The sequence below is a fragment of the Aestuariimicrobium sp. G57 genome, from assembly GCF_050110855.1.
Taxonomy (GTDB): domain Bacteria; phylum Actinomycetota; class Actinomycetes; order Propionibacteriales; family Propionibacteriaceae; genus Aestuariimicrobium.
Window position 1 is genome coordinate 28,116 of record NZ_JBNINW010000002.1, and the last position, 15,511, is coordinate 43,626.

9 protein-coding genes and 1 tRNA gene are annotated in these 15,511 nt (G+C 69.7%); 2 read left to right on the forward strand and 8 right to left on the reverse strand.

The window, feature by feature from the left end; translation table 11 throughout:
* Positions 1-19 precede the first annotated feature (19 nt).
* The 4 genes from ACQCX5_RS04160 to ACQCX5_RS04175 all read right to left on the reverse strand — a co-directional run bounded on the left by ACQCX5_RS04160 (position 20) and on the right by ACQCX5_RS04175 (position 4,060).
* A tRNA-Thr gene (locus tag ACQCX5_RS04160) sits at positions 20-95 on the reverse strand.
* Positions 96-194: 99 nt separating this feature from the next.
* Positions 195-1,901, reverse strand: a complete 1,707-nt coding sequence (locus tag ACQCX5_RS04165) for an alpha/beta hydrolase (RefSeq protein ID WP_434540755.1) — start codon at positions 1,899-1,901, stop codon at positions 195-197.
* Positions 1,901-2,806 carry a PSP1 domain-containing protein gene (locus tag ACQCX5_RS04170; protein WP_434540756.1) on the reverse strand — a complete coding sequence of 302 codons (906 nt, stop codon included), beginning with the start codon at positions 2,804-2,806 and terminating at the stop codon, positions 1,901-1,903. Before ACQCX5_RS04170 ends, ACQCX5_RS04165 begins: the two co-directional genes overlap by 1 nt.
* A gap of 54 nt (positions 2,807-2,860) precedes the next feature.
* Positions 2,861-4,060, reverse strand: coding sequence for a DoxX family protein (locus tag ACQCX5_RS04175; RefSeq protein ID WP_434540757.1), 1,200 nt, complete (start codon positions 4,058-4,060; stop codon positions 2,861-2,863).
* 812 nt (positions 4,061-4,872) lie between these two features.
* Here ACQCX5_RS04175 and ACQCX5_RS04180 point away from each other — a divergent pair.
* Entirely contained in the window at positions 4,873-6,096 is a 1,224-nt protein-coding gene (locus tag ACQCX5_RS04180) for a DNA polymerase III subunit delta' (protein ID WP_434540758.1), read from the forward strand.
* A 21-nt stretch (positions 6,097-6,117) separates the two neighbouring features.
* Here ACQCX5_RS04180 and tmk read toward each other — a convergent pair whose 3' ends face one another.
* From tmk to ACQCX5_RS04200, 4 genes are all read right to left on the reverse strand, one after another.
* Positions 6,118-6,747, reverse strand: a complete 630-nt coding sequence (gene tmk / locus ACQCX5_RS04185; protein WP_434540759.1) for a dTMP kinase — start codon at positions 6,745-6,747, stop codon at positions 6,118-6,120.
* The gene (locus ACQCX5_RS04190) at positions 6,744-8,213 is read right to left on the reverse strand and encodes a hypothetical protein (RefSeq protein ID WP_434540760.1); all 1,470 of its coding nucleotides are present in this window, start codon (positions 8,211-8,213) and stop codon (positions 6,744-6,746) included. The genes tmk and ACQCX5_RS04190 overlap by 4 nt, the downstream gene beginning before the upstream one ends.
* Before the next feature lie 45 nt (positions 8,214-8,258).
* On the reverse strand, positions 8,259-11,075 hold the full coding sequence (gene topA, locus ACQCX5_RS04195; protein WP_434540761.1) for a type I DNA topoisomerase: 2,817 nt from the start codon (positions 11,073-11,075) through the stop codon (positions 8,259-8,261).
* A gap of 76 nt (positions 11,076-11,151) precedes the next feature.
* Positions 11,152-12,618 carry a DUF7059 domain-containing protein gene (locus ACQCX5_RS04200; protein ID WP_434540762.1) on the reverse strand — a complete coding sequence of 489 codons (1,467 nt, stop codon included), beginning with the start codon at positions 12,616-12,618 and terminating at the stop codon, positions 11,152-11,154.
* 360 nt (positions 12,619-12,978) lie between these two features.
* Between ACQCX5_RS04200 and ACQCX5_RS04205 the strand changes: the two genes are divergently transcribed.
* Positions 12,979-15,228 (forward strand): DEAD/DEAH box helicase, encoded by a 2,250-nt coding sequence (locus ACQCX5_RS04205; protein ID WP_434541284.1) that lies wholly within the window; start codon positions 12,979-12,981, stop codon positions 15,226-15,228.
* The last annotated feature ends 283 nt before the right edge of the window (positions 15,229-15,511 follow it).

Genomic DNA, 15,511 nt, shown 5'->3' on the forward strand with positions numbered 1-15,511 from the left:
GGTCGAGCCTAACTGAGGGTGGAGCCGTCTACGGGAATCGAACCCGTGGCCTGCGCTTTACGAGAGCGCCGCTCTACCGACTGAGCTAAGACGGCCTTGCCGGGACGAACCCAGCCGGAAGGACTATACCGGGGTGCCGGGGCGTGATGCCACTTCACGTGTTGGCGGGCATCATTGCCGGCGCCATCAGCCCCTCAGCACTCCAGCCCGTCCTTGGGCACCGTGCCCTTGTTGACGAAGTTCTCGACCGCCTGCTTGGCGCACTGGTTGCCCAGCGAGTACACACCGTGGCCCGCACCCTTCCAGGTGACCAGGGTGCCCGATTCGAGCTGCTCGGCCATCCAGACGGCCTGCTCATAGGGGGTCGCCGGGTCACCGGTGGCACCGAGCACGAGAATGGGCTGGGCCCCCTTGGCAGTGAGCTTCAGGTTGGCCATGGGTTTGGCCGACCAGTACGTGCACTGCATGCCCGGGCCCATGTAGTTGCCGAAGATGGGGGCCTTCTTGCGGGCGTCGTCCCATTCGGGTTTGACCACCCCGGCGCCGCCGTCCTGCGAATCGGCACAGGCGATGGCCGGGAAGCTGAACGCGAGCGAGCCGTAATTGCCGTTCTCGTCCTTGCCGATCAGGAACCCGGCGGCCAGTTCGAGGTACTGCGGTTCGCCGGCCTCGCGGGCGAAGCGCAGCGAGTTCAGCAGCGAGACATAGGCGGCCTCACCCGAATAGAGGAATGCGGCCACGCCGAGCACGCCCTCGTTCTGGGTGAGCACCGAGCTGCCCTTGCGGATCGGGTTCTGGTCAAGGCTGGCGAACCAGTCGGTCAGGTCCTTGACGACGGCGTCCTGGGTCTCGCCGTAGGGGCATTCCTGCTGGCGGGCGCACCAGGCGCCGAACTCCTTGAGCGCCAGGTCGAAGCCCATGGCCTGGATGACGGTGTCCTTGTCGGTGATGTTGACCGCCGAGTCGAGCACCAGCCGCGAGGCGCGCTTGGGGTAGAGCTCGGCATAGACCGAGCCGATGAACGTGCCGTACGAGACCCCGAGATAGGTCAGGTGCTTGTCGCCGACCAGGTAGCGCAGGTAGTCGAGGTCGCGGGCGGTGTCGATGGTCGAGATGTGGTCGAGCAGCGCGCCTGACTGGTCGCGGCACCACTTGGCGAAGTCCTTCTGGGCGTTCTCGAGGGCCGTGAACTCCGGGTCATCGTCGGGTGAGATGTCGACATCGTTGTACTCGTCCATCTGGGCATTGCTGGCGCACTTCACCGGGGTCGACTCACCGGCGCCCCGGGTGTCCCAGCCGATGATGTCGTAGCCGGGGAACCCGCCGGCCTCGAAGCCCTCGACATATTCCTGGCCCGAGCCCCCGGGGCCACCGGGGTTGATGAACATGCTGCCCTGTTTGGGGGCCGACGCCGGCCGCTTCTTCATCTTCAGCGTGATGGCCTGCCCGTCGGGTTCGTCCCAGTTGAGCGGCACCAGCACCGTGCCGCACTGGAAGTCACCGCACGCCTGCCAGCTGATGCGCTGGTTGAGGTAGCGGTCCATGCCCTGACCGGCCGGCGGGTCGGCGAACCCGTCGGGCTTCGCGTTCGAACTCAGGTTGGTGCGGTCGGGGGATGTGGGGGCGTCGGGCCAGGTCTCATGCTTCGACGCATCGTAGGAGGCCACGGGCACGTCGTTGGGGTCGACGGGGGCCGGGGTATCGCCGCCGGGGCTCTGGGGGGCCGCCGTGGTCGGCGACGGCTGCTGCTGGGTCGATTGCTGCACCTCGGTGGGTTGGGCAGACGGGTCGTCCTTGCCGTAGGGGCCGATGCCCAGCAGGGTGCACCCGCTGGCGACCAGCGCGAGGGCCGTGGCGGCGGCGATCGAGGCGAGCCGGATCGATCGGGGGCGGGTGCGCATCATGGCTCCTGGTCGTGGTCGAGGTCGGCACTGCGTTGGCGTCTGGCCTGGTGGCTCGGGCAGACGGACTCGAGCGGGCACCGCCGCACCTGGCCCTCGGGGTCACGCACGACGACCGAGTCCGAGGGCACGTTGTGGCCGATGACCCGCGCCGGGCCCTGGTCCGTGACGACATCCTCGCCCACCTGGGGTGCACGTTGGTAGAAGTCGACGTACAACGGGTGTTCGTACTTCAGGCAGCACATCAGCTTTCCGCAGGCCCCTGCGATCTGCAGCGGGTTGTTCGGCAGCCGCTGGCTGCGGGCCAGTCGCATGCCGACGGGTTCGACCCGCTTCAGAAAGGTCGAGCAGCACAGCTCTCGTCCACATGACCCGATGCCGCCGACGACCGAGGCGGCGTCGCGGGCACCGATCTGGCGCAGGTCGATGCGGGCCTGCAGGGTGCGGGCCAGGTCAGGCACCAGCGCGCGAAAGTCGACCCGGTCGGGAGCCGTGTAATAGATCGCGACCAGCGTGCCCTGCGGCTGGGTGCCCTGGTTGCCGTGCGGCAGGCCCGACTGGCCCTCGGGCCGGTCGAGCACGTCGACGGCGACGACCTTCATGGCCAGGCCGTGTTCCTTGACGAGGCGCCGCGCGGCGGCGAAGGCCTCGGCGCGTGCCGTGCGGTTGCGGGCGTCCCGGTCGAGGTCACCCGGGGACGCGCGACCGGCGCACATGGGGAACTCGTCGGCGTCGTCGCTGGGCTCGGTGGCCCAGACAACCCGGGCCACTTCAGCCCCCCCGGAGGTCGGGTACAACACCCAGTCACCCACGGCGTATTCACCGTGGTGGGCGCGCAGGTAGTGCAGTTGGCCATGCTCTTCGAAGGTGACGGCCATCACCTGCCGCGCCCCGGTCTCGCTCATGGCGTTGACTCTAGTCGGCGGGCACAACGGCCGGCGGGTGTTGCCGGGCGGTGGTTACTCCCCGTACTTCTCACGCTGGCGGTTGTGGCGCCAGCTGGCATCCAGGCCCCAGCCGCCACTGCCCAGGGTGAACAGCACGAAGCCGACGGCAGTCACCAACACCTCGAGTTCACCGTTGAAGCCCGGCATGCCACTCTGGAAGACCGGCACGGTGCCCCACTTCACAAGGGCGAGCACGCATGCGCCGAGCGCGGCCACGCACAGGCCGATCACGCGGGTGCCCAGGCCGAAGACCAGGCCCAGCGCGGCCAGGCCATGGGCGATGGCGAGCGCCCACGGGAAGTACTCGAGGTAGGGCATGCCGATCTGGCCGAGCAGGTCGCGGGTGCCCGCGATGTCGGTGATCATCTGGTAGCCGCGCACGGCAAGGATGGCGGCGAGCACCAGCCGCAGCACAAAGATGCCGAGTGATCCGAACCACTTGTCGGTGGTACGACGCGCGGGGGGTTGCCGCGGGGTGTCGGCGTCATCCTGCGGGGTGACGGTGCCGAGCGAACGCTGCCGGGCGGCCTCGGCGGCCTCGCGGCGGCGGGCATTCTCGGCGGCAACGGCTGCAGCGTGCTCGCGAGCCTGCTGTTCGTCGCGCTGGGCCTGTTCGGGGTCGACGGACGCGGCGAAGGCGGCGGTGGCGGCTTCTGAGGGGTCGGCCTCGCCGGCGGGCTGCGCGGGGCGGCCCTCGAAACCTGTGGGGCTGAAGACGGGTCCGCGCACATAGGGCTCAGGTGCCGGGCGCGGTGCCGGGGCCTGGTAGGCCGGGGCCCGGTAGGTGCTGCTGGGTGACTGGGGGTCCTGGGGGTTCTGGGGGTCCTGGGGGTTCTGGGGGTTCTGGGGGTTCTGGGGGTCCTGGGCAGGCAGCGCGAGGGTGGGTTCGGGATTGTCGGCGTGCGGGGCGTGCTCGGGGGCATCGCCCAGCGGGCTGAATTCCTGGGTGGGCTCGGAATCGGCCGCATCACCGGGGTGCTCGACGTCGGTCCGGGGCACGATCCGGGTGGCGTCGTCGGCATCGTGGGCTCCTGCGCCCTCGGGGTCGGCGGGCAGGGCCTCGGTGGGCTCGTCCGGGTTCAGCACCTCGGTCGGCTCGTGGTCGCGGTGGTACTCGTGGGCCGCGAAGGGATTGTCGCCATGATCGTCACCGGGGTGGTGCTGGTCGTGCCCCGGGCGGTGCTCCGGGTCGTGCTGCAGGTCGTCGCTCATCGGAGCTCCTCTCGCGTCATGGTCATGGCTAGTCAAACACTCTGGCCCCTCTGGGCTGCCGGGGACACGCAACACACCGGGGATTGGGCGACATGCCGGGGGTGGAGACCCCCGCCCGGGCGGCCGAAACTTGCACAACTGGCATGGATGCCACCTTTGCGCCACATTGCGGCCGAGCCAGGTGCGGACGAGGCACTGGCGCCAGTTGTGCAAGATCAGGAGCCGACCGCAGGGCCGGGCCGAGCACCCCCAACCAGGCGACGGGGTCCCGAAGAGCCCCGGCAGGCCTCGTCCAGCACCATGGCCACACCCCCCGACCACCCAACCCTGCACAACTGGCACCAGCGCCACGAATGCACCCGATTGCGGCCGAGCCGGCTGCGGACGAGGCACTGGCGCCACTTGTACAAGATCAGGAGCGAGCCCCGCCGGGCCGGGCGGTGTGAACGGGCTCGGCAGACCTCGTCCGCGCACGCCGACACCCTCACGAGCACGCCGACACTGTTCGACGGGTGTCGAAGCGCACCCAAAGGTGCCAGCCTGCACCCCGGATCGGGAACATCGAGCCACCCCCGACCACCCAACCCTGCACAACTGGCACCAGCGCCACGAATGCACCCGATTGCGCCCTAACCCAGCTGCGGACGAGGCACTGGCGCCACTTGTACAAGTTCAGGAGCCGACCGCCGTGAGTCCGGGCCGCCCCACCCCACCCCGCCGCGCAAGAACTTGTCGCACAAGAACTTGTCACACCCTGCTGGCAGGATGGTCCCCGAGTCGAAACACAGGGGCACGACACAGGGGGTGGGCCGATGGCCGGCACGACGACGACCAGCACAGGCGTCTGGGCTGACCTGGTCGGCCAGGCAGACGCCGTGGCGACCCTGCAGCGGGCCGTCGCCGGCACGCGCAGCGGCAAAGGCCACGCGATGACCCATGCCTGGCTGTTCACCGGCCCGCCGGGCTCAGGACGCTCCAACGCCGCCCGCGCCTTCGCCGCCGCCCTGCAATGCCCCCGCGGGGGCTGCGGTGAGTGCACCGAATGCCGTACTGCCTTGTCAGGCGCGCATCCCGATGTCACGCTCGTGCGTACCGAGAAGCTGTCCATCGGCGTCGACGAGGTGCGCGACCTGGTGCGCGCGGCCGCCATGAGCCCGGTGGTGGGGCGCTTCCAGATCATCATCATCGAGGACGCCGACCGGGTCACCGACCGCGGCGCCGATGCCCTGCTCAAGGCGATCGAAGAACCCTCGCCGCGCACCGTGTGGATCCTGTGCGCGCCGAACCCCGATGAGGTGATCGTCACCATCCGGTCGCGCACCCGCAACCTGCAGCTGGCCACCCCCACCGACCAGGCCGTCACCGAACTGCTCATGCGCCGCGACGGGGTCGATGAGGTGATGGCGAGCTATGCCGCCCGCGCCGCACAGGGCCACATCGGACGAGCGCGCGCGCTGGCCCGCGACGACCATGCCCGCGACCGACGGCGGCGCATCCTCGACATCCCCGGCCAGCTCACATCGATCGGTGCCTGCCTGACCGCGGCCGACAACCTCGTCAAGGCCAGTCTGGACGAGGCCGCCGCCGCGACCGCAGACCTCGACGTGCGCGAGAAGACCGAGCTGTCAGAAGCGCTCGGCATGGGCACAAAGGGTGCCAGGCCCAAGCACGCCGCGGCCGCACTCAAAGACCTCGAGGACCAGCAGAAAGCCCGCGCGAAGCGGCTGCAGCGCGACTCCCTCGACCGGGTGCTCACCGAGCTGACCACCTGGTACCGCGATGTGCTCGGCGTGCAGACCGGGGGCCTCGGGCTTGAATTGTCGGTGGCCGACCCCGGCGACGTTCACAGCAGCGGCCCGCACTTGATCAACGCCGAGATGGCTCCCCAGGTGCAGGCGGCCGCGAGGTCGTCCACACCAGAACAGACCCTGGGTCGCATCGACGCGATCCTGGCCACCCGCGAGGCGCTCGAGATGAACGTGGCGCCGCTGATCGCCATGGAATCGCTGATGGTCAGCCTGGCCGACCCGCGCTGATCACCGCCGGGGCCGAGACCCTCAGCCCAGCAAGCCCTGCGCCACCAGCAGTGGCCGCAGCCGCTCGCGCACCTCGCGGCCGATCGCGTCGCGATTCTGGCGCCCGTCCAGCACCAGGTAGCGCCCCGGGTCAGCCTGGGCCAGCGTCAGGAACAGCGCCCGGGCATCGCGATGGAACTGTTCACCGGCGCTCTCGAGCCGGTCAGGCTCGTCCTTGGAGTGCACCGCCTGCTGCGGGTCGACGTCGAGCAGCACCGTCAGGTGCGGGCGCAGGTCGCGGGTGGCCCAGCGCGCCACCGCCTCGAGCTCGTCCAGGGGCATGCCCCGGCCGGCCCCCTGGTAGGCCAGGGTCGAGTCGACGTAGCGGTCGCACACCACCACCTGCCCGGCCGCCAGCGCCGGCATGACCACCTCGTCGACGTGTTGTGCCTTGTCAGCGGCATACACCAGCGCTTCGGCCCGGGGTGAAATCGGCCCCGAGGCCGGGTCGAGCAGCAGCTGGCGCAGGTGGCCGCCCAGCCAGGTGTCCCCCGGTTCACGGGTCACCCGGTGGGCGATGCCGACCTCGTCGAGCCAACCCGCGAGCATCTTGACCTGGGTGGACTTGCCGACTCCGTCGCCGCCCTCGAAGACCACGAAGACACCGCTCACGCCTGCTGCCTCAGGTTCAGCAGCTTGCGCCTCAGTACCGGCCACTCCTCGACAAACCGCGCCCGGGCCGCATCGCGGGCATCACCTGCGCGCTGCAGGTTGCGCCCGGCCACAAACGCCTGTTCGGCGCTCCACTCGGCGAGCTGTGCATCACTGGGCCACTCGGCGATGCCCTGGGCCGGTTCGAGCAGGTTGGCCACCTTGCGCAGCTGCTTGGCGACCTTGCGCGCCAGCTTGCCGAACAAGATGCCGAGGCCTTCGCTGGTACCGAGCAGTTCGCGGGTGGCGACCAGTGCCGCCTGCCAGTCATCGTCCGGGCTGTCGGCACGCAGACGCTGGCAACGGGTCACCAGGATGCGCATGCCCGACTCGAGCTGCTGGCGCAGCACCGGCGCCGCCTGCCGGTTGCTGAGGTCGCCCAGCTGTGGCGCCCGTGCCGCGCCGATGAGCTCGTCCAATACCCCGTAGTACCGATCGTCGAGGCTGCTGACCGGCCGCTCGGGGCCGGCGTCGATGATGGCAGTCAGGTCGTTGTGCATCGTCTGGCGCCATGTCGGTTCGAGCACCGCCGACAGGCTCGCGACGATGTGGCGCAACTGCACAAGTTCGCGCAGCAGTGGCGCGATCCCCATGGACGACGATGGCCGGCGCTCGGCAGACGGGTCGTCCGACGGCCCTGTCCCCGCACTGGCGGCATCGTCATCGTCTGCGGCGGCGCGGGTGCGCTGGGCGAGCTCGCTGGCACGCAGGGCCAGGTCGGCGCGCACGATGTCCTGCAGGCGTGAGGCGAAGACCTGCGAGACGAACGTCTCGAGGCTCACCTTCGCATCCCACTCGCGCGGCTCGGGGTAGTCGGTCAGCCCGGTGGCCGGGGCGCCCAGGCGGAAGACGAGGTCGGGGAACGAGTCGACCTGGATGCCGCCCGACATGGTGAGTGCCTCGGACAGGAAACGACGCTGGGCGCCCGTCATCGCGGGGCTGGGCACCAGCGTCACCTCACGGAACCTCGAGGTGGTCAGCCCGTTGCGGCGGATGGTGATCTTCTCGTCACGCAGGGTGCCGAGCGTGACGTCCTCGGGGTCTTTGAGGGTGTAGGAGTTGCGCACAATGTTGACCGCTGCCACCGGCCCGAGCGGTGCCCGGCGGCGGAACGGACGCACCAGTTCGGCGAGGTCGGCGGGCAGGTCACCGGCAGCACCCAGGGGCTCGGAATGGTCGGCGGGCAGCCACGGCTGCCAGGACGGCGCATCCAGATACCAGTCGCCCAGCCCGTCGACGACGCGGTGGGCCAGCATCACCCCGGCGCGCAGCAGCCGGTGGTCGGGGGCGTCGAGCAGGGTGATGACCATCTCGTAGGTGGCATCACTGCGCACGGTCAGCCGGTCGATGCCCACACTCGGGTTGGTCAGCCGCGGCGCATCGAGCGAATAGGGCAACTCGAACAGCATCTTCCTGCGCCTGGCCATCTGCGTCCCGTCCGTGGTGTGTGCTCGAGGGTGCTGCTCGAGGGCTTACGAATCGTCGTTGCTGGATGCTACCGCCGCCGCGCGGGGTGCGGTGGTCGTCTTCTTGGCTGTGGTCGTCTTCTTGGCTGTGGTCGTCTTCTTGGCTGCGGTCGTCTTCTTGGCTGCCGTCGTCTTCTTGGCTGCCGTCGTCTTCTTGGCTGCCGTCGTCTTCTTGGCTGCCGTCGTCTTCTTGGCTGCCGTCTTCTTGCGCGTCGTCTTCGTCGCCGGACCCTTGGCCCGCTTGGCCGCCAGCAGTTCTGCGGCACGGTCCAGGGTCAGGGCCGCGATGTCCTCGTCCTTGGGCAGCGTGGCGTTGTACTCGCCGTCGGTGACATAGGGGCCGAAGCGCCCCGACTTCACCACTACCGCTCCCCCGCTGACCGGGTCGGCACCGAGTTCCTTCAGCGGTGCAGCAGCAGCCGCTCGTCCACGGGTCTTGGGCTGGGCAAGAATCGCCTTGGCCTCGTCGAGGGTGACGTCGAAGATGGCGTCCTCGCTGGGCAGCGAGCGCGAGTCGGTGCCCTTCTTGAGATAGGGGCCGTAGCGCCCGTTCTGGGCGGTGATCTCGGCACCGTCGTCGTCGACCCCGACCAGCCGTGGCAGGGTCAGCAGCTTCAGCGCATCGTCCAGCGTGATGGTCTCGGTGTTCATCGACGTGAACAGGCTGCTCGTGCGCGGCTTGGTCTTGTCGCCCTCGTCGAACACCTCGGTGACATAGGGGCCGAAGCGGCCGTTGCGCACCACGATCGGGGTGTGGGTCTGCGGGTCGAGGCCCAGTTCACGCTGCTCGCCCATGGGGTTGGCGAGCAGTTCGCGAGCCTTCTCGACCGTCAGCTCGTCGGGCGGCAGGTCGTCGGGCACGTTGGCACGCTTGCCCTCGGCATCCTCGACATAGGTGCCGTAGCGGCCCACGCGCACGTCGATGTCGGTGTCCAGGTCACCCAGCTCGAAAGTCGACAGCGCCCTGGCATCGATCTCGCCCAGGTCGTTGACCAGCGACTTCAGGCCCGGCCACTCGTCGAAGGCCTTGCCCAGCGAATGGTCGGTGTCGCCGAAATAGAAGGCACCCAGCAGGTCTTTGCGGTCGGCATTGCCCTTGGCGACCTCGTCGAGCTGGTCTTCGAGGCGGGCGGTGAAGTCATAGTCGACCAGGGTCGGAAAGTGCTCCACGAGCAGCCGGGTGACGGCGAACGCCAGCCAGGTCGGCACCAGCGCCGAGCCCTTCTTCCACACGTAGTCACGGCTGATCAGCGTGCGCAGGATCGAGGCATAGGTCGACGGACGACCGATCTCGAGCTCTTCGAGCTTCACCGTCAGTGTCGCCTCGGTGTATCGCGACGGCGGGCGGGTGTCGTGCCCCGACGGGGTGAGCTTGCTGGGGTCGACCAGCTGGCCCTTCGACAGCTGTGGCAGGCGGGCCTGGGCATCGTCCGATTCGCCCTCGTCGACCCCGACGACATAGGCGCGCAGAAAGCCGGGTTCGGTGATCGTGCGCCCGGACGCCGTGAAGTGGGCCGTCGTGACGGGGCGTTCGGCGCCGTCGATGGTGAGCGGCTCGGCGGGCGCAGCGGTCATCTTCACCGTCAGCGTGCTGCCCGTGGCATCGATCATCTGGCTGGCGACGGTGCGCTGCCAGATCAGTTCATAGAGGCGGAACTGGTCACCGGTCAGCCCCGACTGCGCCGGGGTGCGGAACGTGTCACCGGCGGGACGGATGGCCTCGTGGGCCTCTTGCGCGTTCTTGACCTTGCTGGCATAGATGCGCGGACGCGCCGGCACCGAGTCGGCACCGAAGAGCTGGGTAGCCTGCGCACGGGCGGCGCTGATGGCCTGCGAACTCAGCGTGACCGAGTCGGTACGCATGTAGGTGATGTAGCCGCCCTCGTACAGCGACTGGGCGATGCGCATCGTGTGCTCGCTGCTGAAGTTGAGCTTGCGACCCGCGTCCTGTTGCAGCGTCGAGGTGCGGAACGGGTCGTAGGGTCTGCGGGTGTACGGCTTGGACTCGACCGAGGCGACGGAGAACTTCGCTGCGGCAAGGGCTGATGCCAGCGCGGTGGCCCCGGCCTCGCCCAGCGCGAGGGTGTTGGCGCGGGTCAGCCGGCCGTTGGCGTCGAAGTCTGCACCGGTGGCCACCTTGGCCTCGTCCAGCCCGACCAGGCGAGCCGGGAATGCGGTGCCCTCGGCCTCAAGCGTGGCGTCGATGCCCCAGTAACTGGCGCTGGTGAACGCGATGCGTTCGCGTTCCTTGTCGACGACCAGGCGCATGGCCACCGACTGCACCCGACCGGCGGACAGCCTGGGCTTGACCTTCTTCCACAACACCGGGCTGACCTCGAAGCCATAGAGCCGGTCGAGGATGCGGCGCGCCTCCTGCGCGTCGACCAGGTCGAGGTCGAGCTCGCGGGGGTTCTGGACGGCCTTGGTGATCGCGTCCTTGGTGATCTCGTGGAAGACCATGCGCTTGACGGGCACCTTGGGCTTGAGCTCTTCGAGCAGGTGCCATGCGATGGCCTCGCCCTCGCGGTCACCGTCGGTGGCGAGCAGCAGTTCGTCGACCTGGTTGAGGTCGGACTTCAGCTGGCGGATGGTGCCCTTCTTGTCGGCATCGACGACGTAGAGCGGTTCGAAGCCGTTGTCGACGTCGACACCGGTGCGGGCCCAGCTCTCACCCTTGAACTTCGCGGGCACCTCAGAGGCATTGCGCGGCAGGTCGCGGACGTGCCCACGCGAGGATTCCACGATGTAGCCGCTACCGAGGTAGCCGGCGATCTTGGTCGCCTTGGTGGGTGACTCGACGATGACGAGTCGCTTGCCTGCCATGGGGTGCCTTCTTGCTGGTGTGGTGTGCGTGGAAACGGGGGAGACTTTCCAAGACAGTACCGGGGCCTGTCAAGCCTCAGACATCGAGGAAGCCGTCGCGGAGGGCCTCGCGCAGCGCTGGCTCGAGCTCAATGGTGAGGTCAATCACATCGACCTCGAGCAGGTTCGCGACCGCCGCGATGATGGTGCCGAGTGCCAGGTCGCCGTCGCAGGCACCCAGCACGGCCGCGAGCGCGGTGCCCGCATCGATCGCCCGGCGCAGGCCGGACTGCTGGCGCAGCACGATGTGGTCGGGGCCGCTGGCACCGGGGGCGCCGACGGATTCCTCGACGATGTCGTCGGTCAGCGTCAGGGAGCGGGCGGCGAGGTCTGCCCACGGCAGGTGGCTGGCGGTCAGGTCGCGCTGGTGGCGGGCGATGGCCGCCCCGACGGGCTGCTGGACGGCCCATGGCCATTCCTCGAAGCGGCGCTCGGGGGTGTCGCGGGTGGGGTTGGGTGCGGTGAGCGTGAGCCAGCCCATGCCGACGCCGGTGATGCCCAGCTCGGCGAAATAGTCGAGCCAGTCGGAATAGGCGTCCCGCCAGCCGGGGGTCTGGTGCACCCCGGCATCGGCGAGCCACATCTCGATGTACTCGTGCACGCTGAGCCGTTCGCGTTCGACCACCCACAGGTCGTGGTCGGGCGCAGCCCACGAGGCCAGGCGTTCGTCCCAGGGCTGGTCGGCGGTGATGGCCCAGTTGCCGAGCACCTGCAGCGTGCCGCCGGGGTTGAGGTGCGCGGGGGCGCCCTCGACCACGGCCCGGACGAGCCCATCGCCGACATGCGAACCCTCGCGGTAGGTCAGCCGGGTGGTGGTGGGCGGGCTCATCACATAGGGCGGGTTGGTGACGATCAGGTCGAACCGCTCGCCGGCGACCGGTTCGTACAGGCTGCCGACTCGCAGGTCGAGGTCGACCTGGTTGAGCTCGGCACCGATGCGGGCCAGTTCGAGGGCGCGGGGGTTCAGGTCGGTGGCCACGACACGGTCGGCGTGGCGGGCCAGGTGCATCGACTGGATGCCGCAGCCGGTGCCGAGGTCGAGGGCCGAACCGACCGGGGTGCGCATGGTGAGCTGTGCGAGCGTGGTCGAGGCGGGGCTGGCGCCGAGCACATAGTCAGTGCGCATGCGCACCGGCTGGTGGTCGAGGCCGGGGGTCAGATCGCTGACGAGCCAGCCCGAGGCGCCGTCGTCGGGGGACCCGTAGGGGCGCAGGTCGGCAGCGGCGATGAGCTGGTTGTCGCCCTGGCGCGTGATCAGGCCGGCGGCCGCGAGGTCTTCCAGTTCGAGGTGTGCGGCCAGCCGGTGGGCGGGCACGGGACGCTGCAGCACCCACAGGCGGATGGCGTCGTCGAGGGCATCACCGGTGGTCAACGCGAGGTCGGCGGGCACGGTGACGTTGCGGCCGAGACCGGCCTGGCCGTCGTCGCCGATGCGCTCGAGCGCGCGGTCATGGGTGTAGCCGAGGGCGAGCAGGCCGTCGCGCAGGCGGGTGGTGTTGAGCATGGGGCGAGTATTCACCACGCCTCTGACAAAACTCCCAGGACATCCGGGGGTGGGCGGACGCTGGTCCACGCTCCCCGAAGGCGCACACCGCTCCCCCTCAGGTGCACGATGCTCCCGCAACGGGCACCACGCTCCCCTTGGGCCCGGCACGAACGGGAGCGGCGCGACCCGAAAGGGAGCGGCGCGACCCGAAAGGGAGCGGCGTGTCCTTCAGGGGGAGCGCGGCGGCACCCCACACCCAGCAGCCGGCCCGCTGCACCCGCACCCATCCCGGCCGTAGGCAGAGGGTGGGCAGGCGGCCCGGGACCAGAACTTGTCGGACCCGCGTGGCATGCTCGTCCGGTGGCAGTTCCGCAGTGGATGACAGGTGATGGTCGCGTCGTGCACCATGACCATCGGCCCGCGCGGGCAGGTGTCGTGGCGGCGTGGCCCGACTGGCTGCCTGCGGACGTCCGCGAGTCGGTCGAGGCTGCTGGCATTCCCGCGCCGTGGTCGCACCAGCGCGAGCTGGCCGACCTGGTGCACTCCGGGCGGCATGCGGCGATCTGCACGGCGACGGCATCGGGCAAGACCTTGGCCTACCTGTTGCCGGTGATGGCTGCCACGGCATCGTCGCAGCCGTCGCTGGGGGTCGCGGTCTCGCAGCGGCGCAACCGCATCGTCACCCGCCGCCAGCACACGGCGATCTACCTGTCCCCCACCAAGGCCCTGGCCCATGACCAGTACCGGGCGGCCCGCGAACTGGGCCCGGCCGGGTGGCGGGTGGGCACACTGGATGGTGATTCCGACCAGGCCGAGCGCCGGTTCGCCCGCGACCATGCTGACTTCGTGCTGACCAATCCCGACATGCTGCACCTGTCGGTGCTGCCGCAGCATTCGCGCTGGGCGGGGCTGCTCGGGTCGTTGCGTTATGTCGTGGTCGACGAGGCGCACCGCTACCGCGGCGTGTTCGGCGCCCAGGTGGCGCAGGTGCTGCGCCGGCTGCGGCGGGTCTGCGCACACTACGGCGCCGAGCCCACGTTCGTGCTGGCTTCGGCGACCGCGACGGACGCGGGCGTTTCAGGTGGGCTGCTGGTGGGTGAACCGGTCGTCGAGGTGGTCGGGGCCGACGGCTCGCCTCGTCCAGCACGTGACCTGTTGTTGTGGCAGCCCACCGACTCGGTGGCCGGGGACGCGGCAGAGGTCATGGGGCGGCTGGTCGACGAGGGCCGCCAGACGATCACGTTCATCGGGTCGCGCACGCAGTCAGAGCTCGTGGCCCAGCGTGCGGCCGAAAAGGTGCGCTCCGGCGCACGGGTCGCGTCGTACCGGTCGGGCTACCTGGCCGTCGACCGACGCGAACTTGAGGCGGGGCTGCAGACCGGTGGCCTGACCGGGGTCGCGGCGACCAATGCGCTCGAGCTCGGCGTCGACGTCTCAGGCATGGATGCCGTGGTCATCGCGGGGTTCCCTGGCACGATGGCGTCGTTGTGGCAGCAGGCCGGCCGGGCGGGGCGACGCGACCGCGACGCGCTGGTGGTGGTCATGGCCGGGGACGACCCGCGTGACCAGTACCTGTTGGCCCATCCCGACCTGGTGCTCTCGGCCCCGGTCGAGCGCACAGTGCTGCACCCGGACAACCCGCATGTATTGGGGCCGCACCTGGCCGCGGCGGCCCAGGAAATGCCGCTGGGCTCGGCGGACGAGCGCTGGTTCGGGCCAACGATGCCGGGGCTGGCCGAGGCGGCGGCTGCCCAGGGGGTGCTGCGGCGCCGGGGTGACCAGTGGTTCTGGACGCGGCCCGACCGGGCCGTCGACCGCATCAGCCTGCGCTCGATGGGGTCGGGGGCGATCCAGATCGTGGAGCACGAGACGGGCCGGGTCATTGGTCAGGTCGACCCGGGGGCTGCGGACCGGACGGTGCACCCGGGCGCGGTCTACCTGCACCAGGGCGACCAGTGGCTCGTCGACCAGTACCTGCCGGGGCAGTTGCAGGCGCTGGTGCGACCGGCCAGGCCGATGTACTGGACCCAACCGGTCCAGGTGAACGACCTCGAGGTCGTCCGGGTGGCAAAAACGCAGCCGTTCGGTGACGACGGGGTGCGCCTGCACCTGGGGGACGTGCGCAACTCGGGGCAGGTGATCGGTTACCTGCGCCGGGACGAGCGCACTGGTGCGGTGTGGGACCAGACACCGCTCGACCTGCCGGAACGCTCCATGGTCACCCGGTCGATGTGGTGGACGATCCCCGAGGGGGTGAGTGCGCGGGCCGGCTTGTCGGGCATGCGGCTGGGGGCTGCGGCGCACGCGGCAGAGCACACCGCGATCGGGCTGATGGGCCTGTTCGCCCCGTGCGACCGGTGGGACATCGGCGGGTTGTCGACGGCGCTGCACCCGGACACGGGTGAGTGCACGATCTTCGTGCACGACGGCACCCCGGGCGGGGCGGGGTTCGCCGAACGGGGCTTCGAGGCGGCGCGGGACTGGCTGGCAGCGACCAGGGAGCGGTTGGCGACGTGCGCGTGCGAAGCGGGCTGCCCGGCATGTGTGGTCTCGCCGAAGTGCGGCAACGGCAACCAGATGCTCGACAAGGACGGCGCACTGGCGCTGGTGACGGCGATGCTGGCGTGAAGGGCGATGCTGGCGTGAAACAGGACGTGTGTGCGGCAGGCGGTGATGTGCATGGCCCCTCATCCCCTCAGAGAAGGGCCATGCACAATCCCCCGCAGCGCGCTAAGGCGCAAGTGCCATCCCCGCCAAGGTGATGACATGGGCCGCAGGGCCTTTCGATGGCTGACCTTGGCTCCCGGCCGGGTGTGGTTACCCGGTGGGCAGGTCACCCATACAAACCATTGTGCAACCTCGACACAAGTTCAGAATGGTACCCCAACCGAACCAACGCCGTGCTGCGCCA

What these genes read in the sequence shown, in the direction of transcription:
- ACQCX5_RS04190 (WP_434540760.1), bottom strand. Translation starts at nt 8,213, where the DNA reads ATGGCCAGGCGCAGGAAGATGCTGTTCGAGTTGCCCTATTCGCTCGAT.
- ACQCX5_RS04175 (WP_434540757.1), bottom strand. Translation starts at nt 4,060, where the DNA reads ATGAGCGACGACCTGCAGCACGACCCGGAGCACCGCCCGGGGCACGAC.
- topA (WP_434540761.1), bottom strand. Translation starts at nt 11,075, where the DNA reads ATGGCAGGCAAGCGACTCGTCATCGTCGAGTCACCCACCAAGGCGACC.
- ACQCX5_RS04200 (WP_434540762.1), bottom strand. Translation starts at nt 12,618, where the DNA reads ATGCTCAACACCACCCGCCTGCGCGACGGCCTGCTCGCCCTCGGCTAC.
- ACQCX5_RS04170 (WP_434540756.1), bottom strand. Translation starts at nt 2,806, where the DNA reads ATGAGCGAGACCGGGGCGCGGCAGGTGATGGCCGTCACCTTCGAAGAG.
- ACQCX5_RS04165 (WP_434540755.1), bottom strand. Translation starts at nt 1,901, where the DNA reads ATGCGCACCCGCCCCCGATCGATCCGGCTCGCCTCGATCGCCGCCGCC.
- ACQCX5_RS04180 (WP_434540758.1), top strand. Translation starts at nt 4,873, where the DNA reads ATGGCCGGCACGACGACGACCAGCACAGGCGTCTGGGCTGACCTGGTC.
- ACQCX5_RS04205 (WP_434541284.1), top strand. Translation starts at nt 12,979, where the DNA reads ATGACAGGTGATGGTCGCGTCGTGCACCATGACCATCGGCCCGCGCGG.